Origin of the sequence: Brachybacterium sp. P6-10-X1 (genome assembly GCF_001969445.1) — a bacterium.
Classification (GTDB): Bacteria; Actinomycetota; Actinomycetes; order Actinomycetales; family Dermabacteraceae; genus Brachybacterium.
Genome location: NZ_CP017297.1, coordinates 360,728 through 384,666, shown reverse-complemented (window position 1 = coordinate 384,666; position 23,939 = coordinate 360,728). Strand labels below are relative to the sequence as shown.

At 72.1% G+C, this 23,939-nt stretch carries 19 protein-coding genes; 8 read left to right on the top strand and 11 right to left on the bottom strand.

Annotated elements, in window-relative coordinates:
• Positions 1–21 precede the first annotated feature (21 nt).
• Positions 22–2,736: a GNAT family N-acetyltransferase gene (locus tag BH708_RS01700; RefSeq protein WP_076806095.1), complete on the bottom strand. Its 2,715-nt coding sequence runs from the start codon at positions 2,734–2,736 to the stop codon at positions 22–24.
• Positions 2,737–2,838: 102 nt separating this feature from the next.
• Here BH708_RS01700 and BH708_RS01695 point away from each other — a divergent pair, with 102 nt between their 5' ends.
• From BH708_RS01695 to BH708_RS01685, 3 genes are all read left to right on the top strand, one after another.
• Positions 2,839–5,295 (top strand): DNA topoisomerase (ATP-hydrolyzing) subunit A, encoded by a 2,457-nt coding sequence (locus BH708_RS01695; protein WP_076806093.1) that lies wholly within the window; start codon positions 2,839–2,841, stop codon positions 5,293–5,295.
• A 69-nt stretch (positions 5,296–5,364) separates the two neighbouring features.
• A complete protein-coding gene (locus BH708_RS01690) occupies positions 5,365–6,234 on the top strand; it encodes a D-hexose-6-phosphate mutarotase (RefSeq protein WP_076806091.1) in 870 nt (289 codons plus the stop codon).
• A 568-nt stretch (positions 6,235–6,802) separates the two neighbouring features.
• The gene (locus BH708_RS01685) at positions 6,803–7,045 is read left to right on the top strand and encodes a hypothetical protein (RefSeq protein ID WP_076806089.1); all 243 of its coding nucleotides are present in this window, start codon (positions 6,803–6,805) and stop codon (positions 7,043–7,045) included.
• A 103-nt stretch (positions 7,046–7,148) separates the two neighbouring features.
• Here the strand turns inward: BH708_RS01685 and hisF are convergent, their stop codons facing one another.
• Both hisF and BH708_RS01675 read right to left on the bottom strand, forming a co-directional pair.
• Positions 7,149–7,934 carry an imidazole glycerol phosphate synthase subunit HisF gene (gene hisF, locus BH708_RS01680; RefSeq protein ID WP_076806086.1) on the bottom strand — a complete coding sequence of 262 codons (786 nt, stop codon included), beginning with the start codon at positions 7,932–7,934 and terminating at the stop codon, positions 7,149–7,151.
• On the bottom strand, positions 7,931–10,048 hold the full coding sequence (locus tag BH708_RS01675) for a type IIA DNA topoisomerase subunit B (protein WP_076806084.1): 2,118 nt from the start codon (positions 10,046–10,048) through the stop codon (positions 7,931–7,933). The genes hisF and BH708_RS01675 overlap by 4 nt, the downstream gene beginning before the upstream one ends.
• Positions 10,049–10,176: 128 nt before the next feature.
• Here BH708_RS01675 and BH708_RS01670 point away from each other — a divergent pair, with 128 nt between their 5' ends.
• Positions 10,177–10,395, top strand: coding sequence for a hypothetical protein (locus tag BH708_RS01670; RefSeq protein ID WP_076806082.1), 219 nt, complete (start codon positions 10,177–10,179; stop codon positions 10,393–10,395).
• 192 nt (positions 10,396–10,587) lie between these two features.
• On the opposite strand, the gene BH708_RS01665 is transcribed toward BH708_RS01670, so the two are convergent.
• From BH708_RS01665 to BH708_RS01650, 4 genes are all read right to left on the bottom strand, one after another.
• Positions 10,588–11,820 carry an RNA polymerase sigma factor gene (locus BH708_RS01665; RefSeq protein WP_076806080.1) on the bottom strand — a complete coding sequence of 411 codons (1,233 nt, stop codon included), beginning with the start codon at positions 11,818–11,820 and terminating at the stop codon, positions 10,588–10,590.
• Between the two features lie 294 nt (positions 11,821–12,114).
• The gene (locus BH708_RS01660) at positions 12,115–12,531 is read right to left on the bottom strand and encodes a universal stress protein (RefSeq protein WP_076806078.1); all 417 of its coding nucleotides are present in this window, start codon (positions 12,529–12,531) and stop codon (positions 12,115–12,117) included.
• 69 nt (positions 12,532–12,600) lie between these two features.
• Positions 12,601–13,710 (bottom strand): homoserine O-acetyltransferase, encoded by a 1,110-nt coding sequence (locus BH708_RS01655; protein WP_076810654.1) that lies wholly within the window; start codon positions 13,708–13,710, stop codon positions 12,601–12,603.
• Between the two features lie 191 nt (positions 13,711–13,901).
• Positions 13,902–15,059 carry a hypothetical protein gene (locus BH708_RS01650; RefSeq protein WP_076806076.1) on the bottom strand — a complete coding sequence of 386 codons (1,158 nt, stop codon included), beginning with the start codon at positions 15,057–15,059 and terminating at the stop codon, positions 13,902–13,904.
• 153 nt (positions 15,060–15,212) lie between these two features.
• Here BH708_RS01650 and BH708_RS01645 point away from each other — a divergent pair, with 153 nt between their 5' ends.
• Positions 15,213–16,346, top strand: coding sequence for a polyprenyl synthetase family protein (locus tag BH708_RS01645; protein ID WP_076806074.1), 1,134 nt, complete (start codon positions 15,213–15,215; stop codon positions 16,344–16,346).
• 66 nt (positions 16,347–16,412) lie between these two features.
• Here BH708_RS01645 and BH708_RS01640 read toward each other — a convergent pair whose 3' ends face one another.
• The gene (locus BH708_RS01640; protein WP_076806072.1) at positions 16,413–16,766 is read right to left on the bottom strand and encodes an Rv2175c family DNA-binding protein; all 354 of its coding nucleotides are present in this window, start codon (positions 16,764–16,766) and stop codon (positions 16,413–16,415) included.
• Between the two features lie 140 nt (positions 16,767–16,906).
• On the opposite strand from BH708_RS01640, the gene BH708_RS01635 reads away from it, so the two are divergent.
• Positions 16,907–19,084, top strand: coding sequence for a Stk1 family PASTA domain-containing Ser/Thr kinase (locus BH708_RS01635; RefSeq protein WP_076806070.1), 2,178 nt, complete (start codon positions 16,907–16,909; stop codon positions 19,082–19,084).
• 150 nt (positions 19,085–19,234) lie between these two features.
• On the opposite strand, the gene BH708_RS01630 is transcribed toward BH708_RS01635, so the two are convergent.
• Both BH708_RS01630 and BH708_RS01625 read right to left on the bottom strand, forming a co-directional pair.
• Positions 19,235–20,629 carry a class II 3-deoxy-7-phosphoheptulonate synthase gene (locus BH708_RS01630; RefSeq protein ID WP_172805722.1) on the bottom strand — a complete coding sequence of 465 codons (1,395 nt, stop codon included), beginning with the start codon at positions 20,627–20,629 and terminating at the stop codon, positions 19,235–19,237.
• A gap of 80 nt (positions 20,630–20,709) precedes the next feature.
• Positions 20,710–21,444: a 1-acyl-sn-glycerol-3-phosphate acyltransferase gene (locus tag BH708_RS01625; RefSeq protein ID WP_083713189.1), complete on the bottom strand. Its 735-nt coding sequence runs from the start codon at positions 21,442–21,444 to the stop codon at positions 20,710–20,712.
• An 85-nt stretch (positions 21,445–21,529) separates the two neighbouring features.
• On the opposite strand from BH708_RS01625, the gene BH708_RS01620 reads away from it, so the two are divergent.
• Both BH708_RS01620 and BH708_RS01615 read left to right on the top strand, forming a co-directional pair.
• Positions 21,530–22,303: a carboxylesterase gene (locus tag BH708_RS01620; RefSeq protein WP_076806069.1), complete on the top strand. Its 774-nt coding sequence runs from the start codon at positions 21,530–21,532 to the stop codon at positions 22,301–22,303.
• Positions 22,300–22,854 (top strand): hypothetical protein, encoded by a 555-nt coding sequence (locus tag BH708_RS01615; protein WP_076806067.1) that lies wholly within the window; start codon positions 22,300–22,302, stop codon positions 22,852–22,854. The genes BH708_RS01620 and BH708_RS01615 overlap by 4 nt, the downstream gene beginning before the upstream one ends.
• Before the next feature lie 5 nt (positions 22,855–22,859).
• Here the strand turns inward: BH708_RS01615 and BH708_RS01610 are convergent, their stop codons facing one another.
• On the bottom strand, positions 22,860–23,795 hold the full coding sequence (locus tag BH708_RS01610; protein ID WP_076806065.1) for an ROK family glucokinase: 936 nt from the start codon (positions 23,793–23,795) through the stop codon (positions 22,860–22,862).
• Positions 23,796–23,939: the final 144 nt, after the last annotated feature.

The window sequence follows — 23,939 nt, the reverse complement described above, 5'->3', positions numbered from 1 at the left end:
CGCTGCCGGCCGCCGGTGTGATCAGCTGCCTGCCGTGCCCGAGAGCGCCCGCCGGGTGCCGTCGGTGCGGTTGGGCGCCGGGGACAGCCTCGCGGTGGCGCCGACCACGCTGATCCCCTCCTGGCCCACCAGCACCGGGTAGAGCTCGACCCGGGAGAGCTCCGGCAGGTCCTCCGCGAGCAGTCCGATGCGGACCACCAGGTCGGCGAGCGCGGCACGGTCGGCGCGGGGCAGGCCGCGGGTCCCCCGCAGCTTGACCGCGCTGGCGGGGCCGTCGACCAGACCCGCCGCCGCGGTCTCGCTGAACGGCGGGATCGCGTAGGCGATGTCGTCCAGCAGATCGGTGGCGTCACCGGCCACGGACAGCGAGACGACGGGTCCGAGCGAGGGGTCCTCGACGCTGCGCACCACCATGGGCACCCCCGGCGGTGCCATCGACTGGACCTCGAGCGGGGCGCTCGAGAAGGACAGGTCCGCCCGCATGGCCCGGACCGCATGGCGCAGCTGGACCTCGTCGGGGATGGACAGGCGGACGCCGCCGAGATCGGCGCGGTGGCGCAGCACCGGGTCGGTGCTCTTGAGGGCGACGGGGTAGCCGATCTCCTGCGCATGCGCGGCGGCGTCGTCGCCGTCGCGGATCGGCTGGGCCTCCAGCAGGGAGATCCCGTAGGCGGCCAGCAGGGTGCGCAGGTCCTCCGTGGACATCTCGAGCGTCGGCGGAGCCGGGTCGGGCAGCAGGCGGTCGACGAGCTCGCGGGCCCCGGCGCGGTCGAGGTCGTCGCGGTGGGCGGGCTCGTCGTCGTCGGCCGCGGGGCGCAGAGCGGCCGCCAGCATCCCGGCCCCGGCGCGCACCGCGTTGTGGGGCGTCGCATGGACCGGAGGCAGCTCCCCGTCCTCGCGGACGGCTGCCTGCACCGCGCCGGAGCGCTCGGCATCGGAGATCAGGCACACCAGCAGCACCACCTCGCTGTGGCGGGCGACCGTCGCCATCTGGCGGATCACGGCGAGGGCATCGCCGCTGAGCGGATCGATCATCCCGGCGATGACCAGGTCGACCTGCCCTCGCGCGGCCATCGAGGTGAAGGCGCGCTGGATCAGTCTGGGATCCGCGGCCAGCGGCACGCTGCGGTTGTCGGCGACGATCTGCATCTCTGCCTGGTCGGCGGCGCCGCGCAGGGCGGCGCCGAGGGCGGCGGTGTTCGACAGCAGCCCCACCCGGGGGCCGTGGGGCAGCCCTTGCCGGCCGATGGCGTCGGTGATGTCCAGGAGATGGTCGACGCCGGTGGCCTGCACCACGCCGGCGGTGCCGAGGACCTGATCCAGAGCGCGCCGGGGCAGGGTGGAGGGGCGCACGTCGTGACCGGGCGCGTGGTCCACGCCGGGGGGCCGCAGCACGATCAGCGGCACCGTGCGGGTCAGCCGCCGGGCGAGGCGGGTGAACTTGCGCGGGTTCCCCATCGACTCCAGGGCCAGCGCGATCACGCCGACCTCCTCGTCGTCCTGCCAGTGCTGGAGGGTGTCGTTGAGAGAGACGTCCGCGCGGTTGCCGGCACCGACGAACTCGTGCAGCCCGATCCCGCGGCTGTCGGTCCCGGCCAGCAGCAGCGCCGAGAGGGCGCTGGACTGGCCGGCGAGCGCCACCGGGCCGGGTCGCGGCATGGCCGGGGCCAGGGAGAGGCTGATGGGGTCCTCGCCGGTGCGCAGGAACCCCAGCGACCCCGGGCCGAGCAGCCGCATGCCGTGCAGCCGTGCCCGGGCCACCAGCTGCCGTTGGAGGTGGCGTCCCCGCTCGCTGTCGGTGAAGCCCTCGGTGGGGATCACGACGGCGCGCACACCCACCGCGGCGCACTCCTCGATCGCCTCCAGGCACGCCTCGGGCCGCAGGGCGATCACGGCGAGGTCGATGGTCCCGGGCACGTCGGTGATCCGGGCGTGGGCGCGGTGGCCGCGCAGCTCCATCGCCTCCGGGGAGACGAGCTGGATCGCCCCGTCGTAGCCGGAGCGCTCCAGGGCGGTCAGGAAGCGACCACCGGCGGAGTCCCTGCGGGAGGAGACCCCGATCAGCAGCACGGATTCGGGGTGCAGGAGCCGTTCCATGGCCCGGGCCTCGGCGCGGTGCTCGCGCTCGGCCATGACCTCCAGGGAGCGGGCGGTGGGGTCGATCCGGAAGGAGACCATCACGACGCCGTCGTCGTAGGTGCGCTCGACCTCGAAGCCCGCCTCGGTGAAGACGTTGATCATCTTGGCGTTCTGCGGGAGCACCTCGGCGGTGAATACGCTCAGGCCCCGTTCGCGGGCGGCGGCGGCGAGGTGCTCGAGCAGCACCGAGGCCAGGCCCGTCCCCTGCCGGGCGTCGGAGACGTTGAAGGCGACCTCGGCGGCCCGCGGCTCGATCCTGTCGTAGCGGGCCACGGCGATGATCTCGTCCCCCACGAGCACCACGAACGCGACCCGGTCGCGGTGGTCGACGTGGGTGAACCGTTCGAGGTCGCGGGGCGACAGGCGGGGCATGGGCGCGAAGAAGCGCAGGTATCGGGAGTGCTCGGACTGGCGCTGGTGGAATGCCTGCAGCGCCTCGGCATCAGTGGGCAGGATCGGCCGCAGGTGGGCGGCGGACCCGTCGTGCAGGGCGATGTCCGCCTCCCAGTGCGCCGGATAGGCAGGAGGGGTCCGGGCGTCCTCCTCCCCCGGGGCCCGACGTCGCAGGGATCGCCGTGCCTCACGCCTGTCCGCCATACCCGGATCCTATCTCCGCGCTCCCAGGATTTGACGGGATTCACGTCCCCGCCCGGCCCCGGTTCCCCGGATCGTGGCCGGTCATGCGCCATGATGTCCCTCATGGCCAGATCACGTAGCACCCAGCAGAGCGCCGGGGACGACAGGGTCGACGAGACGATCGTCGACATCGACGTCACCAGCGAGATGGAGACGTCCTTCCTCGAGTACGCGTACTCCGTGATCTACTCCCGGGCGCTCCCGGACGCCCGAGACGGTCTCAAACCCGTCCAGCGCCGCATCCTGTTCATGATGGCCGAGATGGGACTGCGTCCCGATCGCGGGCACGTGAAGTCCCAGCGGGTGGTCGGCGAGGTGATGGGCAAGCTCCACCCGCACGGGGACACCGCCATCTACGACGCCCTGGTGCGCATGGCGCAGAGCTTCAACATGCGGATGCCCCTGGTGGACGGCCACGGCAATTTCGGGTCGCTCGACAACGGCCCGGCCGCCCCGCGGTACACCGAGGCACGCCTGGCCAAGGCCGCCCTGCTGATGACGGACTCGCTGGACGAGGACGTCGTGGAGATGGTCCCGAACTACGACAATCAGCTCACGCAGCCCGAGGTGCTGCCTGCGCAGTACCCGAATCTGCTGGTCAACGGCGCCTCCGGGATCGCCGTCGGGATGGCGACGAACATGGCGCCCCACAACCTGGTCGAGACCGTCGCCGCGGCGAGGCACCTGATCGACCATCCCGAGGCGGATCTCGAGCAGCTCATGCGCTTCGTGCCCGGCCCCGATCTGCCCACGGGCGGCCGGATCATCGGGCTCGACGGCATCCGGGACGCCTATCGCACCGGCCGGGGTTCCTTCAAGGTCCGCGCCACCACCCGGATCGAGAACATCACGTCGCGACGCAAGGGCATCGTCGTCTCCGAGCTGCCGTACCAGGTGGGTCCCGAGAAGGTGGCCGAGAAGCTGCGTGACGCGGTGCAGTCCAAGAAGGTCCAGGGCATCACCGACTACCAGGACCTCACCGACCGCCATCACGGGCTGCGCCTGGTGATGTCCGTGAAGTCGGGCTACGACCCCGATGCGGTGCTCGAGCAGCTGTACAAGCACACCCCGCTCGAGGAGTCGTTCGGGATCAACAACGTGGCCCTGGTGGAGGGTCAGCCCCGCACGATGGGCCTCAAGCAGCTGCTCGAGGTCTTCGTCGATCACCGGCTGACCGTGGTGCGGCGCCGCACCGAGCACCGGCTGGACAAGCGCCGGGCGCGCCTGCACCTGGTCGAGGGGCTGCTGCTGGCGATCGTCGACATCGACGAAGTCATCCAGATCGTCCGCAGCAGCGATGACGCCGAGACCGCCCGCACCCGTCTGATGGGCGTGTTCGACCTCACGCCCGTCCAGGCCGAGTACATCCTCGAGCTGCGGCTGCGCCGGCTGACGAAGTTCTCCCAGATCGATCTCGAGGCCGAGCGCGACGACCTGCGCCGCGAGATCGAGCAGCTCGAGGAGGTCCTGGGATCCGAACAGATCCTGCGCCGACTGGTCTCCGACGAGCTGGCCGCCGTCGCTTCCGAGCACGGCGACTCGCGCCGCACCGTCCTGCTCGAGGCCGCCGACCAGCCCGCACCCACCGTGGGCGGGTCCCTCGAGGTCGCCGACGAGCCCTGCCGGGTGCTGCTGACCGGCACCTCCCTGGTGGCCCGCGTGGCCGGTGAGGAGCCTCTGGTGCGCGAGGGGCCGCGCAGCGCGCACGACGTGATCGTCGCGGATGTGCTCACCTCCACCCGCTCCACCGTCGGAGTGGTCACCGACACCGGACGCGTGCTGCACCTGTCCGTGGTGGACCTGCCCTCGCTGGCCCCCACCGCCGGGGCCCCCTCGCTCGCCGGCGGAACCCGTCTCTCCGACCTCATCGACCTCGGGAGCGACGAGCGCGCCCTCGGACTGATCCGGGTCGCGGAGGCGGATACGGCCCGCGGCGGCGCGATCGCCCTGGGCACCCGCCATGGCGTGGTCAAGCGCGTCCAGCTCGACTTCCCCCGTTCGGACGGCTTCGAGATCATCGCGCTCAAGGAGGGCGACGCCGTGGTCGGGGTGGTGGACCTCGAGGAGGACACCGACCTCGACCTCGTCTTCGTGACCTCCGAGGCGCAGCTGCTGCACTTCCCCTCCTCCGGCGTGCGCCCGCAGGGGCGCGGGGCCGGCGGTGTCGCGGGCATCAAGCTCGCCGGCGGCGCGCGGGTGGTCTCCTTCGGCGCGATCGACGTGACCGCCCCGGCGGACGTGGTCACCGTTTCCGGCAGCTCCGGCACTCTCCCGCTGCTGCAGACGGGATCGCTGAAGGTCTCCCCGCTGACCGAGTTCCCCGCCAAGGGTCGGGCCACCGCGGGCATGCGCTGCCATCGATTCCTGCGCGGCGAGGACGCCCTGATCGGCGCCTGGGTGGTCCCGCATCCGGCGCGCGCCTCCTCCGAGGCCGGTCAACCGATCGACCTGCCCGAGCCCACCGGGCGCCGCGACGGCTCCGGCACCCCGGTGGCGGTGCCGATCGCCGCTGTCGGCTGACCTCCCACCGCGTCCTCCGGCTCCCGGACGCCGTCCTGAGCCGAGCGGCGGACATGGGACGATGACGCCATGAGCACTCCTTCTGCCGCCTCGACCGTCCCGCTGCCCGAGGGCGTCGCCCTCGAGACGGTCCACGGGGTCGACGCCGTCGTCGTCGACACCCCCGCCGCCCGCGCCGTGGTCCACCTCGACGGTGCCCATCTGACCAGCTGGGCCCCCACCGGCGAAGCGGACCTGCTGTGGTTGAGCCCGGACTCGGCATACGGGCCCCGAGAGGCGATCCGCGGCGGGATCCCGTTGGTGGGCCCCTGGTTCGGACCGGGACGCGACGGGGCGATGCAGGTCAAGCACGGCTGGCTGCGCACCATCACCTGGGAGCTCGCCGCGGCCTCGGCCGACGGGGAGGACGTGGTCCTGGAGCTGGTGACCCCGCAGGACGCCGTGAAGCTGACCGGCCGTGCCGTCTTCCGGATCGGACGCGAGCTCTCGGTGGACCTGACCCTCACCGCCGGGGCGACACCGCTCGAGGTCGAGGCCGCCCTGCACACCTACCTGGCCGTCGGCGACGTGCGTCGGATCGCCCTCGAGGGACTCGAGAGCGCGGACTACCTCGACAACACCCGCGGCCTGGCCGCCGATGTGCTCGGCCCCGGACCGATGCGGCTGACGGGCTCCACGGACCGCATCGTCGACGCCGCCGGCGAGGTGGTCGTGACCGACGAGGCCCTCGGGCGCCGTCTGGTCTCCAGCCCCCGCGGCACCGCCAAGACCATCGTGTGGAACCCCTGGGACGAGCTGGTCACCTCGATGGGCGACATCCCCGACGACGCCTGGCCGGAGTTCGTCTGCGTCGAGCCCGCGGTGGCCAAGGACCGCTTCGTGAGCCTGCGGCCCGGCGCCGCGCACACGATCGGGGTCACCTACCGCATCGAGCGCTGAGGCCCCGCGCCGCCGGGACCCCGCGACGGAGGACCCCTCCGCAGGCCCCCGCGGAGCAGACCCTCCGCGCATCCGGTCGACCGACGACGCCGCCCGGGCCCGAGGACCCGGTCGCCGCCCCGCCCCGGGGCGCGGCCGGGTCCTTCGCGTGCGTGCATCGGACGGCGCCGTAAATACGTTGCGGCCGCCGCCGTGCGGTGGTCGACTGTCCGTATGGAGATGCAGACCACCCCGACACCGACCCCGGCCCGCCCGGACGCGTCGCTGTCCGGCCTCGTCGCATCCCCCGTCCGACGCCACGGATCCTCCGTGGGCCTGCGAGCGTCCGGTGGGGGACGCCGCGGTGCCGCCGGCGCCGCGCAGGCAGCTCGCTGACGCCGAGCACCCCAGCGCGTCCTGCCCCGCAACCCTGAGGTCGCCGGGCACCCCCCGTCGCCCGACACCCTCGACGCCCGTCGAGCGCTCGACGACGCCGAGCGCTCGACGACGCCGTCATCCCGTTCGCGGACACGACGAGTCCTCACAGCGCGGAAGACTGCTCAGAACCACCTCACCAGGAGAGACCACCATGTCGGTCCAGACCCGTCCCGACACCGCCCTGAACACGACGACCACCACGACCACCCTCGATGTCCCACGCCGCTCCCCGACCGCCGCCGAGGTCCGATCCGCCGATCGCCGACGGAAGGAGCTCCGCCGCGAGCGCGACCTCGAGCGGGCGCTGCGCCGACAGGCGGCGGTGCGGGCGCGCCAGGAGCTCGACCTCGCCTATCAGCAGGCTATGGTCCGCTCCGGCGTGTACATGCGATGACCCTCGCTCCCGGCCGCTCCCGCGGCTCCCACCGTTGATGCCCCGGCCCCGGGAAACCGCCCGGGGACCGGGGCGTCATGCGGTGCGGATCAGGGCGGTGCGCTCAGCGCACCGTGATGCCGTCCTCGGCCATCGCCTGCTTCGCCTCGGCGATGGTCATCTGCTGGAAATGGAAGACGCTCGCGGCCAGCACGGCGTCCGCCCCCGCCCGGACGGCCGGGGGGAAATCTGCGGGCTTCCCGGCCCCACCGGAGGCGATCAGCGGCAGGTTCGTCGCCTCCCTCGCGAGGCGGATCAGCTCGCGATCGAAACCCTGCTCGGTGCCGTCGGCGTCCATGGAGTTCAGCAGGATCTCCCCGGCACCGCGCTCGGTGACCTCGCGGATCCACGCGATCGCGTCGATCCCGGTGCCCTGGCGGCCGCCATGGGTGGTGACCTCGAAACCCGATCCTGTCCGGGCGCTGCCGGCCGGAGTGTCCTCGGTGACGCGGCGGGCGTCGATCGAGAGCACGAGCACCTGGTTGCCGAAGCGGCGGGAGATCTCGTCGATCAGCGCAGGACGTCCGATCGCCGCGGTGTTGACCCCGCACTTGTCCGCCCCGGCGCGCAGCAGCTGGTCGACGTCCTCCACCGAGCGCACGCCGCCGCCGACGGTCAGCGGGATGAAGATCTGCTCCGCGGCGGCCCTCACCACGTCGATCATGGTCTCGCGTCCCCCGGAGGAGGCCGTGACGTCGAGGAAGGTGAGCTCGTCGGCGCCCTCGGCGCCGTAGCGGGCGGCGAGCTCCACGGGGTCGCCCGCATCGCGCAGCCCCTGGAAGTTCACGCCCTTGACGACCCGGCCGGCGTCGACGTCCAGGCAGGGGATCACCCGCACGGCGACGCTCATGCGTCGATCCTCTCCAGGTCGAGCTCCTCGGCCCCTTCGATGATGAACTGCTTGCGGGGTGCCACCTCCGAGCCCATGAGGAGCTCGAACATGGCGCTGGCGGCCTCGGCGTCCTCGATCCGCACCCGTCGCAGGGTGCGATGGTTCGGGTCCATGGTCGTATCGGCCAGCTGGTCGGCGTCCATCTCGCCCAGGCCCTTGTAGCGCTGGATCGGCTCCTTGTAGCGCTTGCCCCGCTTCTCGAGGTTCTTCAGCAGCTTGTTCAGCTCCGCTTCGGAGTAGGTGTAGACCAGCTCGTTCTTCTTCGACCCGCCGTGGAGGATCTCCACCCTGTGCAGCGGCGGGACGGCCGCGTACACCCGGCCCTCCTCCACCAGCGGCCGCATGTAGCGGTGGAACAGGGTCAGCAGCAGGGTGCGGATATGGGCGCCGTCGACGTCGGCGTCGGTCATCATCACGATCTTGCCGTAGCGGGCGGCCTCCAGATCGAAGGTGCGGCCGGAGCCCGCCCCGATCACCTGGAAGATCGCCGCGCACTCGGTGTTCTTGAGCATGTCCGTGACGGACGCCTTCTGGGTGTTGAGGATCTTCCCGCGGATCGGCAGCAGCGCCTGGAACTCCGAGGAGCGGGCGTTCTTCGCCGTGCCCAGCGCGCTGTCGCCCTCGACGATGAACAGCTCCGAGCGCTCGACGTCGTGGGTGCGGCAGTCGGCGAGCTTCGTGGGCATGGTGGAGGACTCCAGCGCGTTCTTGCGGCGTGAGACCTCCTTGTGCATGCGGGCGGCGATCCGGGCCCGCATCTCGGAGACGACCTTGTCGATCACCAGGGCGGCCTGCTCCTTCTCCCCCTTCTTGGAGGAGGTCAGGAAGTCGGTCAGGCGCTGTTCGACGATCTTGGAGACGATCGCGCGGATCGCGGGGGTGCCGAGCACCTCCTTGGTCTGGCCTTCGAACTGCGGCTCGTCGATCCGGACGCTGACGACGACGGTGAGCCCGGCGAGGGTGTCGTCCTTCTCGATCTTCTCGTTCTTGGCGTTGAACTTGACCCGGCGCGCCTGGTTCTCGACCTGTTTGCGCAGGGTCTTGACCAGGGCCTGCTCGAAGCCGGCGAGGTGGGTGCCGCCCTTGGGGGTGGCGACGATGTTCACGAAGGAGCGCACGGTCGAGTCGTAGTCGGCTCCCCAGCGCAGCGCGATGTCGACCTCGCAGGAGCGGTCCACGTCCGTGGAGACCATGTGACCGTTCTTGTCGAGCACCGGGATCGTCTCGGTGTAGTTGCCGGTGCCCTGGAGGCGGACCACATCGGTGATCCGCTGGTCCTGGGCCAGGTACTCGACGAACTCGCTGATGCCGCCGTCGTACTTGTACGTGCGGGTGGCGGGCTGATCCGGCAGCCGCTCGGGCCGATCGTCGGTGACGGCCAGCTCCAGCCCGGGCACCAGGAATGCCGTCTGCCGGGCACGGCGGTGCAGCTCGTCGAGCGCGAAGTGCGAGCCCTTGACGAAGATCTGGGGGTCGGCCCAGTAGCGCACCCGGGTCCCGCTCACGCCGCGTTTGGCCTTGCCGACCACGCGCAGCTCGCCCGGGCCCGCCGCCGGGGTGAAGGGAGCCTCGGGGTCGGGCTCGCCACCGTCGTCGAAGACTCCGGCCTGGCCGCGCCGGAAGCTCATCGCGTAGGTCTTGCCCGCGCGGTCCACCTCGACGTCGAGACGCCCCGACAGGGCGTTGACGACGCTCGCGCCGACGCCGTGCAGGCCGCCGGAGGCGGCGTAGGAGCCGCCGCCGAACTTCCCGCCGGCATGGAGCTTGGTGTAGACCACCTCGACACCGGTCAGCCCGGTGCGGGGCTCCACGTCGACCGGCACGCCGCGCCCGGTGTCGCGCACCTCGACGGAGGCGTCCGGGTGCAGGATCACCGAGATCGAGTCGCCGTGGCCGCCGAGCGCCTCGTCGACGGAGTTGTCCAGGATCTCCCACAGGCAGTGCATGAGACCGCGGGAGTCCGTCGAGCCGATGTACATGCCCGGACGCTTGCGGACGGCCTCCAGGCCCTCGAGGACCTGGAGGTTGCGGGCGTCGTAGGCGGATTTCGTCGATGCGGTGGAAGGGGACACGCCTGGGATCCTACGGGGCCGACGGCCCGGATCCCGACATTGCGGCACCGCTCACAGGGTGTTGCGCCCCCAGCGAACCGCGGCGCGAAGCGCTCCCCTTCCCGCACGTCGGATGCTAGAAAAGACCCATGAACCTGACTCTTGAAGCCCCCCGGCTGACCGCTCACGACCGCTGTGACCGCTGCGGCGCCCAGGCGTACGTCAAGGTGCTCCTGGAGGCCGGCGGCGAACTGATGTTCTGCGCGCATCACGCCCGTGCCCACCAGGACGCCCTGCAGGGCGTCGCCGCCGAGGTGATCGACGAGACCGAACGGCTCCACGCGAAGCCGGTGCCGGTCGACGACTGATCCCGACCCCCACGACATCCGAGGGCGCTCACCATATGGTGGGCGCCCTCGGTCGCGTCAGAGGGCCGTCCGAGGCCCAGCAGCTGCCCGGCGAGAGCTCCGGTCCTCGGGGCGGATGCGCAGCACGCGCACGACGACGGCGCCGGGACCCCAGGAGGGGTCACCGGCGCCGTCGAGGGTCTTCCGGAGTCCTCAGTCGAGGTAGTCCCTCAGCACCTGCGAACGCGAGGGGTGGCGCAGCTTCGACATGGTCTTGGACTCGATCTGACGGATCCGCTCCCGGGTGACCCCATAGACCTTCCCGATCTCGTCGAGGGTCTTGGGCTGACCGTCCTCGAGCCCGAAGCGCATGGAGACCACACCGGCCTCCCGCTCCGAGAGGGTGTCCAGCACCGAGTGGAGCTGCTCCTGCAGGAGCGTGAAGCTCACGGCGTCGGCGGGGACGACGGCCTCGGAGTCCTCGATGAGGTCGCCGAACTCGCTGTCGCCGTCCTCACCCAGCGGGGTGTGCAGGGAGATCGGCTCGCGGCCGTACTTCTGGACCTCGACGACCTTCTCGGGCGTCATGTCCAGCTCCTTGGCGAGCTCCTCCGGCGTGGGCTCGCGGCCGAGGTCCTGGAGCATCTGGCGCTGGACCCGGGCGAGTTTGTTGATGACCTCGACCATGTGCACCGGGATGCGGATGGTGCGGGCCTGGTCCGCCATCGCGCGAGTGATGGCCTGACGGATCCACCAGGTGGCGTAGGTCGAGAACTTGTAGCCCTTGGAGTAGTCGAACTTCTCCACCGCGCGGATCAGACCGAGGTTGCCTTCCTGGATGAGGTCCAGGAACAGCATGCCGCGGCCGGTGTAGCGCTTGGCGAGGGAGACGACCAGGCGCAGGTTGGCCTCGAGCAGGTGATCCTTGGCGGCGCGGCCGTCCTCGGCGATCATGGCGAGCTCGCGACCGGCCTTGGTCCGGACCATCGACTCGTCGCCCTTGAGCTGGTGCTCGGCGTACAGGCCGGCCTCGATGCGCTCGGCCAGCTCGACCTCCTGGGCCGCGTTCAGCAGCGCGACCCTGCCGATCTGCTTGAGGTAGTCCTTGACGGGGTCGGCGGTCGCACCGGCGGTGACGACCTGCTGGGCCGGGGCGTCGTCCTCGGTGGCGTTGTAGACGAATCCGCCGGAGGCCTCGACCTTGGCGTTGGTCTCCGAGGCCTTCTTCGTGGCCTCGGCCTCCTCGGCCTCGTCCTCGACCTCCTCGGCCTGCTCCGAGGCGGTGGCCTTGGCGGCCTTCGACGCGGCCTTCTTGGCGGCGGTCTTGGCGGCGGTCGGCTTGCCGGTGCGCTTGGCGGGGGTGCGCTTCGAGGATGCGTCCGTCCCGGACCCGGCCACCTCGGTGGTCGTGTCGGTGGCGGTCTCAGCAGTCTTGGAGGAGGTCACAGAGTTCCTTCTTCCGGCAGTGCTCCCTGGGGTGCACCGCCACACTCGGGCGATCGGTCATCACGGCGCGGCTGGCGGATCGTGCTCGCCGCCGTCGTCCCGGATGTCCCGGTTTCATGGCGCACGAAGGCACGGTGCCGTCAAGCCTCACGAGTATAACGTCCCTGCCGCGTCAGTATTCCCAGGGGCGCGGACATCTTCGCGTCCGCAGCACCCAGGACCGGATCCCGGCCGGCTCGGGGGTCGCGGTGCCGGGAGCACCCCGGGGGACGGACCCGCGGGGGCGGCGACGGATCAGGCGCCGGCGTGGGCGTCCGCATCGGCGCCGTGATCGTCCTTCACCGCGAGCACGGGGCACGGCGCGCCGAGCACGACGCGGCGGGCCGCCGCGCCGAGGTTCAGCTTGCCGATCGGGGACTTGCGGCGCAGACCGATCACGATCAGCGAGGCCGAGACCTCCTCGACCACGGACAGCAGGAACTCCCCGATGTCCGTGCCCGTCCGGGGACGCACCGTGACGTCGACGCCCTCCGCGTCGATCTCTGCCAGCGCGGAGCGGACCTCCTGCTCGGACGGCGCCCCCTGGCCGTCCTCCCCGTACTGGTAGGAGGCGATGACAAGGTCCTCCCCCCGGCGTCGGGCCGAGCGGACGGCTGCGCGGAGAGCGGCCGCGCCCTGCCCGGACGGCGAGTACCCCACGACGATGGTCATCCGCCTGCTCCCCCTCGGGACGTGTCCGGCCGGGTCCCGCTGTGGGCACCCTGTGCTGATCGGCCCAGCCTAGTCGTCCAGCAGGGTGCGGATCCACTCGGCCAGATCCGGATGGGCGAGCAGGAAGGCGTCGTGACCGATCGGGGACGGCGCCACGTGCCAGGCGACGTCGGGGACGTGCCGCGCCATCTCGGCGACCAGATCGGGCGGGAACAGCCGGTCCGAGTCGATGGCGACCGCGAGGGTGCGTGCGCGGACCCGCCCCAGGGCTGCTGCGGTGCCGCCGCGGCCGCGACCGACGTCATGGGTGTTCATCGATTGGGCGAGAACGAGATAGGAGTTCGCATCGAAGCGCCGGGAGAGCTTCTCGGCATGATGATCGAGGTAGCTGGTCACCTGGTACCGGCCCTGCCCGTCGAAAGGGTCCTCGTCGCTCTGCGGTCGGTTGCCGAACCTGCTCTCGAGTTCGGCGGCCGTGCGGTAGGTGGTGTGGGCGATGCGCCGTGCGATGCCGAGGCCCTGCTGGGGGCCGGTTGCATCGGCGGCGTCGTAGTAGTCGCCCCCGTGGAATCCGGGGTCGACCCGGATCGCGGCGATCTGGGCGCTGTTCCAGGCGATCTGGTCGGCGGTCGCGCGCGCCGAGGTCGCGATCACCGCGAGGCGCTCGACCTCGTCCGGGTGCGTCACCGCCCATTCGACCGCGCGCATCCCTCCCATCGATCCACCGACCACGAGGGCCCAGCGCCGGATATCGAGCTCCTCGCGGACTCGGCGCTCTGCCTCGACCTGGTCACGCACGGTCAGCAGGGGGAAGCGCGAGCCCCACGGCCGTCCGTCCGGGGCCGGCGAGCTGGGACCGGTGCTGCCCTGGCAGCCGCCCAGGATGTTGGGGGCGACGACGAAATAGTGATCGGTGTCGATCGGGCGACCGGGCCCGACCATCTCCTCCCACCACCCGGGGCTCGCATGGGACCGCCCGGCCGGCCCCCGCACATGGGAGTCCCCGGTCAGCGCGTGCAGGACGAGGACGGCGTTGCCGCCGTCGGCGGCGAGCGTGCCCCAGGTCTCGTACGCCATGGTCGCGTCCTCGATCACGGCACCGCTGTCGAGCTCGAGGTCCCCGATCTGGACGAAGCGGCGGTCCCCGATGCCGTGCTCGGGCCGCCAGGCTCCCGTCACCGTCGGCGGCGTCTCGGCAGGGTGGGTCGGTGCCGTCGCGGAGAGTGCGGGCCGAGGCTGTCTGGCGGGTCCGGTTTCCGAAGCGGCTCGTGGCTGCGAGGCGCCGGCCGCGGTGCTCCGGTCCAGAGCTCCGAGAACGGTCATCGGCTCCTCCTGACTGCTTCCCTGTGCGGCGCGCCCGGGATCCTGGGTCAGGTGCTGGGCCACCAGGCCGGAAAGATCGGCGTGTCGGTCATGCGTGCCAGCAAGGGTGCCAGAGTCGAGCCGGGTTCACGCTCCCGCAGTTCGTCCACGAGACGGCCGGCGGTCGCGAAACGGTGGTTCCACCACGCCAGCAACACCAGCAATGCGGTCAGCCCGCGCCATGCCTCCCGGGCGATACCGCGCTGGGGATCGGGCAGTTCCGACCACGCCTTCTCGGCGATCACGCGGAGACGTTCGAGCGCCACGTACCAGCTCCCACCTGCACAGACATCCGGATCTGGTCTCCAATGACGCTCGCTCACGAGGATCTGCAGCAGCTCGCCACGGTCGATGCTGCCCTCGTTCCCGCGGTCGATGCACTGCGCCAAGAGCTCCCAGTGGAGGCGGTCGACGGCGAGAACCGAGAGCAGCTCGGCGACGTGTTCACAGTCCGTCACGAAGCCTTCGTCGCCGTCCTCTCCGTCCCGGGCGCCGAGTCGCGCGAGAGCGTTCCGGGCCGCGGCGAACAGCTCGCCGGGATCGCAGGCGGCCGAGAGCTCCGTGCGTTCCAGGCGGAGGCGACCCGCGATCCGTGCGAGCTCGGGCTCTTCGCGCGGTGGCTGCGGGATCGGCCGTCCGGTGAAGACCTCGCCCGCGGCCGCACAGGTCTCGGAGAACGGACGCAGCGGCTCGGGCGGGGAGATCCAGAAGCGCTCCTCGTCGCCGTCGGGGGCTCCGCGGACGACCTGTCGGCACTGGCCGTCGCCGGCCACCCAGGCCGAGTCGATGTCGAAGGGCTCACCCGGCATCTCGGAGGCCGTCAGCAGCAGCCGGGCCGATGCCAGCATCGCCACGTCGTCGCTGAGGCCCTCGGGCAGCGCCTGATGGCCGTCGCCGAGCACGACCACGGCGCGGGCCCGCGTGCAGCCTCGACCCTGGACCAGAGCCAGGTGATGCGTGAGGGAATCGCACCCCTCGGGACCCAGCACCTCCTCGAGATCGGAGGTGGTCAGCACCGGCGGATGATCCGGGCCGCTGCTGAGCAGGATCAGGCAGTCGGTGGGGATCCGGCGCAGACAGATCCGTGTCTCGGCGAGGAGCTCGGAGGGATCCTCGACATGCAGGAGGCGGCGGTCGGGATCGGCAGGAGGGATGTTCGTCGTCATGATCCGACCTTGGGGCACCGTCGCTGCGGAAGGCAGGCCCGAGCGCCGCTCTGTGGACGGAGGGGGGCTGTGGAGGAATGCCCGAGCAGAGCTCCGGGGACGGTCAGGGGGACATGGGAGGATCGTCGTGTCCGAGCAAGAGAAAGAGGGCCGATGTCCACTGCCGAGGCACCGCCGACCGGCGACCGTGCACGCGAGTACGACGACCTCCTGGTCGCGAGGATCACGGAGATCACGCAGGCGGAGCTCGAGACTCGTCGGCGCCGCCTCGCGGAGATCTCCCCCGAGACGGCGACGCTGGTGGACTCCCTGGCCTCCTACCTCGAGGGCGGCAAGCTGCTGCGCCCACGATTCTGCTTCTGGGGCGGGGTGGCAGCGCTGGGCCGCGAGCCCGGCGCGGCGGAGATCGAGGCCCTCGCGCGCTGTGGGGCGGCGATCGAGCTGGTCCAGGCCGCAGCCCTCATGCATGACGACGTCATCGATCACTCCCCCCTCCGCCGGGGTCGGCCTGCTCTCCACGCCGCTGCTGCTGCGCAGCACCACCGCGAGCGCCTGGCCGGATCGTCGGAGGGCTTCGGCGTCGCGGTCGCGATCGTCCTCGGGGACCTGGCGCTGACCTGGGCCGAGCAGCTGGCCAACACCGTCGAGGGCGATCCGGCCTGCGCCGCCCGGGCCCGGCGTGAGTTCGACGAGCTGCGCACCGAGGTGATGTCGGGGCAGTACCTGGACATCCTGCACCAGGCCGGAGGGTTCGCGTCCGCGCCGGATGCGGAGCAGGCGGCGCTGGCGGTGATCCGCTGGAAGACCGTGCCCTACACCGTGTTGCGGCCCGTGCGGGTGGGCGCGGCGCTGATGGGTGCCCCCGACGCCGTGCTCGAGCGGCTGTCCTCGTGGGCGATCGAGGTCGGGACCGCCTTCCAGCTGCGGGACGACCTGCTCAGCGTGGTCGGCGATCAGGACGAGACCGGCAAGCCGATCGGGGGCGACCTCCTCGAGGGCAAGCGCACGGTGCTGCTGGCCCGGGCGGAGGCCGCGGCGGACGACGCCGGCCGTGCTCTGCTGGACGGGGTGGTCGGCCGACCTGATGCCGCGCCGTCGCAGATCGCCGCCGCCCATGACCTCATGGTCACGACCGGTGCCGTCCTCTCGGTCGCGGACGAGGTGCGCGAGCGCGCCCGCCACGGCCGTGACCTGCTCGAGGACGCGGCGGGGATCGGCGCGCTCGGCAGGACCGGGCTCTCCGCGCTCGCCGACCTCGCCACGGACGTCGAGTCACTGCCCGCCTGAGACCCGAGGGCTCCGGGCACGTCCCGGGTCGGGTGCCGCGCTGCGCCGTCCGGGGTCCGCCCGAGGTCAGAGAGCGAGCGCCTGGGCGCGGCGCCGCACCTCGCCGCGCTGACCGCTGCGCAGCTGATCGATCGGCCTCCCCGGCAGTGTCTCGTCGTCGGTGAACAGCCAGGTCAGCAGCTCCACGTCGTCGAAACCGCCATCGCGCAGCAGGGTCACCGTGCCCTTCAGGTGCCGCGCGATGCCGTCGTCGGTCAGCAGTTCCGCCGGGACCACGCGCCGCACGGGGTCGCCCCGCCGGACGGCGACCAGCTCCCCGTCCTCGATCAGGCGGTGGACGCGCGAGATCTCCAGATCCAGTCGCCGCGCGACGTCGGGGAGGGTCAGCCAGTCGGTGATGAGGTCGTCGAGGTCGTTCACGACACCAGACTGTCATGCCGAGCGGATCCGCGCACCCGGGCCCTTCCGTCGCAGGATGGAGGACACATCTCACGGTTCTCGTCCCCGACCGCCGTGTGTCGGTCCGGATCTCACGCACCCTCACGGCCTAGGTTGGGCCCGTGAGCGCGGCGACGTCGACTTCCCCCGGCATCAGCCTGCTCCTCGACGACCGCTACCGGGTCGAGGAGCAGATCGCGCGCGGCGGAATGGCGACGGTGCATCGCGGGCACGACGAGCGCCTCGACCGTGTGGTCGCCCTGAAGATCATGCATCCCCACCTCGCTGCGGACGAGGACTTCCGGCGTCGGTTCGGCCGGGAGGCACGCTCCGCGGCACGGCTCGCGCACCGCAACGTCGTGGGAGTCTTCGACCAGGGGGAGGACGAGGACCGCATCTATCTCGCCATGGAGCTCGTCGAGGGCGAGACGCTGCGAGCACGGCTGGTCGAGCAGGGCCGCCTGAGCATCCGCGAGACCCTCCAGGTGACCGAGCAGGTGCTCGAGGCCCTGGTGGCCGCGCACGCTGCAGGCATCGTCCACCGTGACATCAAGCCCGAGAACATCCTGCTGGACCCCGACGACGTGGTGAAGGTCGCCGACTTCGGTCTCGCCCGGGCGATCGGGGCGAGCAACTCCTCGGCGAGTGCGACCCTGCTCGGCACCGTCGCCTACATCAGCCCTGAGGTCGTCACCCGCGGGCACAGCGACGAACGCAGCGATCTCTACTCGCTCGGCGTGGTGCTCTTCGAGATGCTCACCGGCCGTCAGCCGTTCGTCGGCGAGCAGCCCGTCCACATCGCGTTCCAGCATGTCCACGAAGACATCCCGGCACCCTCGACACGGGTGACCGGGCTGCCGCGGGAGCTCGATTCCCTGGTCACGTGGGCCGCTTCCCGGGTCGTCGAGCAGCGCCCCGCGACCGCCGCCGAGCTGCTGGCCGCCGTGCGCGAGCTCACCGACTCCCTGCCGGGACCGGTCCTCGACCGGCGGCCCGTCCCCCGCGAGGACGGCGACACCGGGGACGTGCCGCGACCGACCTCCCCGCTCGAGGACGTCGTGGCCGAGCTGCACGGCGGGCCGCGCGCCTTCCCCGCCGGCCTCCTCCCCGGCACCGGGGACGCCCCGTCCTCGGCGCTGCTGCCCTCCGCCGGCGGGGAGTCCCTCGCCACGCAGACGGGGGACGACGCACCGCAGGGCACGGCCGAGGCGGAGACCGCCGGGGCGCCGACCGGACCCGACGACGAGGACCGGGGCGAGGACGTGGCTCGAGCCGACGACGCGGCCCGGACCGACGCCGCGGACGGGGGGGAGGGCACGGGCGAGGAGGATGCCGGTCGGCGCACCGTCGTGATGCGGGCCCCGAAGGGACGACGCGGCCGCCACCTCCCGCCAGGGACCAGGCACCGCTCTCGCCCGGTCGCCGTGCTCGCCGCGCTCAGCCTGCTGGCCGCCCTGTTCACCGGCGCCTGGGCCGGCGGCGACTGGTATCTCAACACCGGCCCCGGGGCGGACCGCACCATCCCGGTGCTGGCCGGCACCGAGCTGAGCGACGCCGAGGCCGTGCTCGCCGCCTCCGATCTGGGTGTGACCACACGGCAGACCTTCGACGAGACGGTCCCCGCCGGGCATGTCATCGCGGCCGATCCCGGGGCGGGGACCACGGTCAAGAAGGGGACGAACATCGAGGTGGTGGTCTCCAAGGGCGTCGAGACCTTCCCGGTCCCCGATCTGGTCGGCGCCGAGCTGGACTCGGCCGCCCAGGAGGTCGAGGAGCTGGGACTGGTGCTCGTCGAGGAGGACCCCGAGTACTCCGAGACCGTCCCGGCCGGAGAGGTCATCTCCCAGTCCCAGGAGGCCGAGGCGCTGCCGGCAGGGGGCGAGGTGCACGTGGTCGCCTCCCAGGGTCCGCGACCGATCACCATCGACGACCAGACCGGTAAGAGCGGCGAAGCCGCCCGCAGCGCCCTGGAATCGGCCGGGTTCGCCGTGGCGGCCTCCTCGGCCCACTCGGCGAACGTCCCCGCCGGGGCGGTCATCTCCCAGTCCCCCTCGTCCGGCACGGGCCACCGCGGCGACACCGTCACCCTGGTGACCTCCCTCGGCCCCGAGATGGTGACGGTCCCGGACGTCTTCAGGCAGTCGGAGGCCGAGGCGAAGAAGACCCTCGAAGCCGCCGGTTTCGACGTGACCGTGCGGCACGACCGGGGCGAGCCGGTGTTCGGGCTGGTCTACGAGCAGTCCGCCGCGGCCGGGACCGAGGTGGCCAAGGGCTCCGCGATCACGATCACGGTGTTCTGAGCAGCCCGTCGTCAGAGCCCTGCGCCGACCGCACGGACGACATCGCTCCCCAGGAAGCAGCGCCCCACAGGCGGCAGGGCGCCCGACACGACGGCGCCGGCACGTCCCGCGGGACGTGCCGGCGCGGTCCCGAGCCGGGCGGGAGCGGTCTCAGCGGCGCGAGAGCATCTCTGCGACGAGGAAGGCCAGCTCGAGGGACTGCTGGTGGTTCAGACGGGGGTCCACGAGGGTCTCGTAGCGCCGGGTCAGGCCCTCCTCGTCGATCTCGCCGCTGCCGCCGAGCACCTCCGTGACGTCGTCACCGGTGAGCTCCATGTGCAGGCCGGCGGGGACCGTGCCCAGTCCCTGGTGGACCTCGAAGAAGCCGACCACCTCGTCGAGGATGTCCTCGAATCGACGGGTCTTGTACCCGTTGGAGGACGTGATGGTGTTGCCGTGCATCGGGTCGGTCACCCAGGCCACCTGCGCCCCGGCATCGCGCACGCCCTCCACCAGCGCCGGGAGCCGATCGCGGATCTTGCCGGCCCCCATCCGCGTGATGAACGTCAGGCGCCCGGGCTCACGCTCCGGGTCGAGCCGGTCGACCAGGCGCAGAGCATCGTCGACCGAGGCGTCCGGTCCGAGTTTCACCCCGATGGGGTTGCGCAGACGTGCCATGAAGTCCACGTGCGCACCCTCGAGCTGACGCGTGCGCTCGCCGACCCACAGGAAGTGTCCGGAACAGCCGTAGATCTCCCCGCTGCGGGAGTCGATGCGGGCCAGAGCCTCCTCGTAGTCCAGCAGCAGCGCCTCGTGCGAGGCGTAGAACTCCACGACCTTGAGGGAGTCGAAGTCCGCGCCGATGGCGTCCATGAAGCGGATCGCCTTGTCGACCTGGGCGGCCAGTTCCTCGTAGCGGTCGTACCCGGCGCCCGAGGTGAACCCGCGGTTCCAGGAGTGCACCTCGCGCAGATCGGCGAAGCCGCCCCCGGTGAAGGCACGCAGCAGGTTCAGGGTCGAGGCGCTGGTGGTGTACATCTGCCACAGGCGACGAGGATCCGGGATCCGGTCCTGCGGGGTGAAGGCGTAGGCGTTGACGGCGTCGCCGCGATAGGTCGGCAGGGTGACGCCGTCGCGGGTCTCCTCGTCCGAGGAGCGCGGCTTCGCGAACTGCCCGGCCATCCGCCCCATCTTCACCACCGGCACCGAGGCGCCGTAGGTGAGCACGGCGGACATCTGCAAGATGGTGCGGATCTTGTTGCGGATCCGGTCCGCGGTCGAGTCGGCGAAGGTCTCCGCGCAATCGCCTCCGGCGAGCAGGAACGCTTCGCCGCGGGCCGCGGCCGCGACGCGCTCGCGCAGCACGTCGACCTCGCCGGCGAACACCAGCGGCGGGGCGGAGCGCAGGTCGTCGAAGACGTCGCGGCGGCGATCCTCGTCCGGCCACACCGGTTGCTGGACCCGCGGATACTCACGCCACGCACCCAGCGCCGCCAGGCCGTCGTCGGCCGAGGACAGCGTGAAGTCGTGGGCGCGGGCGGGGGCATCGGGGCTGTACTGAGTCACCCCCACAGGGTACGCAGTCCCTCGCCCGGCAGCGTCGGGATCCCAGTGAGCAGGACCACGGTCCGCGGACCCTCGCGGGCTCATCCCGCCGGACCGGGCCCCGCGTCCCGTCGACCGCCCTGCTCCCCCGTGCGCCGGCGGCGCTTGACGTCCGCGGCGTACTCCTCGCTGCGCTCCTGGCCCGACAGCTCCTGGATCCGATCCATGACGGCGTCGGTCACCGTCCGCAGGACCTGCGACTCGTCCGCCCCCTCGAGCGAACGCGCGATCTCCTCGGCGTCCAGCGGCTCCCCGAGCACGGCGCGGACCCGGGGCGCACGCCGCGGGAAGATGCGCCGTCCGCGCTGCGCCTCGAAGGCTCCGAGCATCGCGACCGGGATGATCGGGGCCCCGGTGGCCAGCGCGAAGCGGGCCACGCCGGTCTTCCCGCGATAGAGGCGGCCGTCGGGGCTGCGCGTGCCCTCGGGGTAGATCCCGAGCACCTTCTGCGCCCGCAGCACGCTCAGGCCCGCCTCGATCGCGGAGCCGGCGGCATCACCGCCCGTGCGATCCACGGGCATCACCTCCAGGCCGCGCATCACCCGGGCGACCAGCTTGTTCAGCGGGGAACCGCCCGCGAAGATGTCGGACTTGCCCAGGAAGTGCACGGTGCGCCGCACCTGTCCGGGCAGGAACACGGTGTCGGAGTAGGCCAGATGGTTCGACGCCAGGATGACGGCACCGTGGTCGGGGATGTTCTCGGCCCCGGTGATCGTCGGGTTCCAGAGCACCCTCACCACGCCCATGACGACGGGTTTGGCGAGTTCGTACAGCACGACGGGTTCCTCAGGTGCGGGCCCCGGTGTCCCGGGGGTCTCGGACGGGGATGAAGCAGGGCGGCGGGGGTGCGACGATGTACCCATGGCGTTCAGCGAACTGTCCCGGCCCTGGCGCACGCGGGGTCACTCTAACCCGCGCGGCGGACTGCTCCTGTGCCATGGATTCACCGGTTCCCCGCAGTCGCTGCGTTCCTGGGCCCAGGACCACGCCGCCCGCGGATGGGAGGTGGAGCTGCCTCTGCTGGCCGGGCACGCCACCACCTGGCAGGACCTCGCCGCCCAGCGGTGGCAGGACTGGTACCGCCCCGTGCGCGACGCGGCCCTGGAGCTGTCCGAGCGCCATGGTCCGATCGCCGTGGGCGGGCTGTCGATGGGCGGCACGCTGGCGCTGACCCTGGGACAGGACCCCATGCTGCGCGGTCGACTCGCGGCCCTGGTGGCGGTGAACCCCGGGATGACCCTCCCGGTGGTCGCGGGCGCCGCCGGCCTCCTGGCCCCGCTGGTGCCCACGATCGCCGGGATCGGGTCCGACGTCGCCCGGGAGGGCGTGGTCGAGGAGGCGTACGAGCGCACGCCGCTGCGAGCCGTCGCCCAGCTGCGCCGCCTGTTCTCCCGGACCCGCCACCGGCTCGCCGACGTGCAGGTGCCGCTGCTCCTGGCCACCTCCCGCACCGACCACACCGTCCCGCCGCACGACAGCGACCTCGTCGCCGCCGGGGTGGCCGGGCCGGTGCAGCGCCTCAGCCTGTCTCGCAGCTACCATCTGGCCCCGATGGACCACGATGCGCCGCAGCTGTTCGAGGCGTCCGCCCGATTCCTGGACCGCCGCCTCCCGGCGACAGGAGGTGGCCGATGACCCCGGAACGCGGCAGCGCGCCCGATCCTCGCGACGTCGACGCCGAGTTCGCCCGCATGCTCGAGGACGAGGGCATGGTGCTGGGCCCCGGGGACGCCCCACGGGAACCGGCCGCGCCGGAGACCCCGGAGGACGACCGCGGCCCCTTCGCCGGCGACGCTCTCTTCTCCCCCAGCGCCGATTCCCCTCCGGAACCCCCGAGCGAGGAGTCCCGGGCCCGCTCGCGCGCGGCGCATCCCGCCGCCGGCCCCCGCGACGGCATCGGCGGTCTGCGCGGCGCGGCGGGCCCGCGCGAGCTCGACGACGACGAGGTGCTCTACGGCGACTTCGAGCCGCCGGACCCTGATCTCCCACAGCCCTCCTCGGGTGCCCTGTGGTCCTGGACCGCGCTGATCGGAGGGTTCCTCCTGCTGGTCGCTGCCTCGGTGACGACGGCCCTGCCGAGCGCCCTGGGGTGGGTGGGTGCCCTCGCGACCGTGGGCGGCGTCATCTCCCTGCTCCTGCGGGTGCCCCGCTCTCGCGACGGGGGCGGCGACGGCGCGGAGGTCTGAGCGCCTCAACGGGCGAGGTCGGCGGCGCCGACGATGCCGGCCCGGTTCCCCATGCCGGCGAGCACGAAGGGGGCCAGGTCCCGGTGCGTCCGCGCGGTCAGGTGTCCGGCGTAGGCGGTGCGGGCCGGGTCCAGCAGGAGATCGCCCGCGGCGGCCACCCCGCCGCCGACGACGATCATGTCGGGGTCCAGCAAGGAGGAGATCGAGGCGACGCCGACCCCCAGCCAGGAGCCGAGCTCCGCGATCAGCTCGCGGGCGCCTGGGTCGCCCTGCTGGGCCAGTCGGGTGATCAGGGGGCCGTCGATCTCCTTGCGGGCGCCCCCCGCGGCCTGCAGCAGGGGCCCCATCAGCGCATCGCCCGCGGAGGCCCGGCGCTTGGCGGTGCGGACCAGGGCGGTTCCCGCGGTGTACTGCTCCAGGCAGCCCTGGCGGCCGCACCCGCACCACTGCCCGTCGGGCACGGCGGTCATGTGGGCCACCTCGCCCGCGAACCCGCCGCTGCCCCGGATCAGCTGCCCGTCCAGGACGATCGCCCCGCCCAGCCCGGTGCCCACGGTCACCATCAGCATGTGCCGTGCCTCCGTCGCCGCCCCGAAGCGGTACTCGGCCCACCCGGCGGCGTTGGCATCGTTCTCGACCACGACGGGCAGACCGGTGAGCCGTTCCAGCTCATCGGCCAGGGCGTGCTCGCGCCAGGCCAGGTTCGCCGCGAACTTCACGGTGCGCCGGTCCGAGCTGACGAACCCGGCCGCTCCGACCCCGACGCCCACGACCTGATGGTCCGTGCGCAGCTCCGCGACCGCATCGGCGACCCCGGCCTCGATCTGCTCCGTATCCGTGGCGGGCGTGCTCCGCGTGGTCGCGGCGATGATCTCACCGCTCTCGTCGACGACCCCCGCCGCGATCTTCGTGCCGCCGATGTCCACTCCGATGGAGAGCATGCTGCTCCTTCTCGATCACGCATGATCGCTGGGTCCGCTGGATTCGACGAGGCCGCGCCCTCCAGCCTGTCGCGACCTATCGTATGCGGCGCTGACGTAGGATCGCATCGACCCCCATCAGCGCGTCCGGGCAGGCGTTCTGGA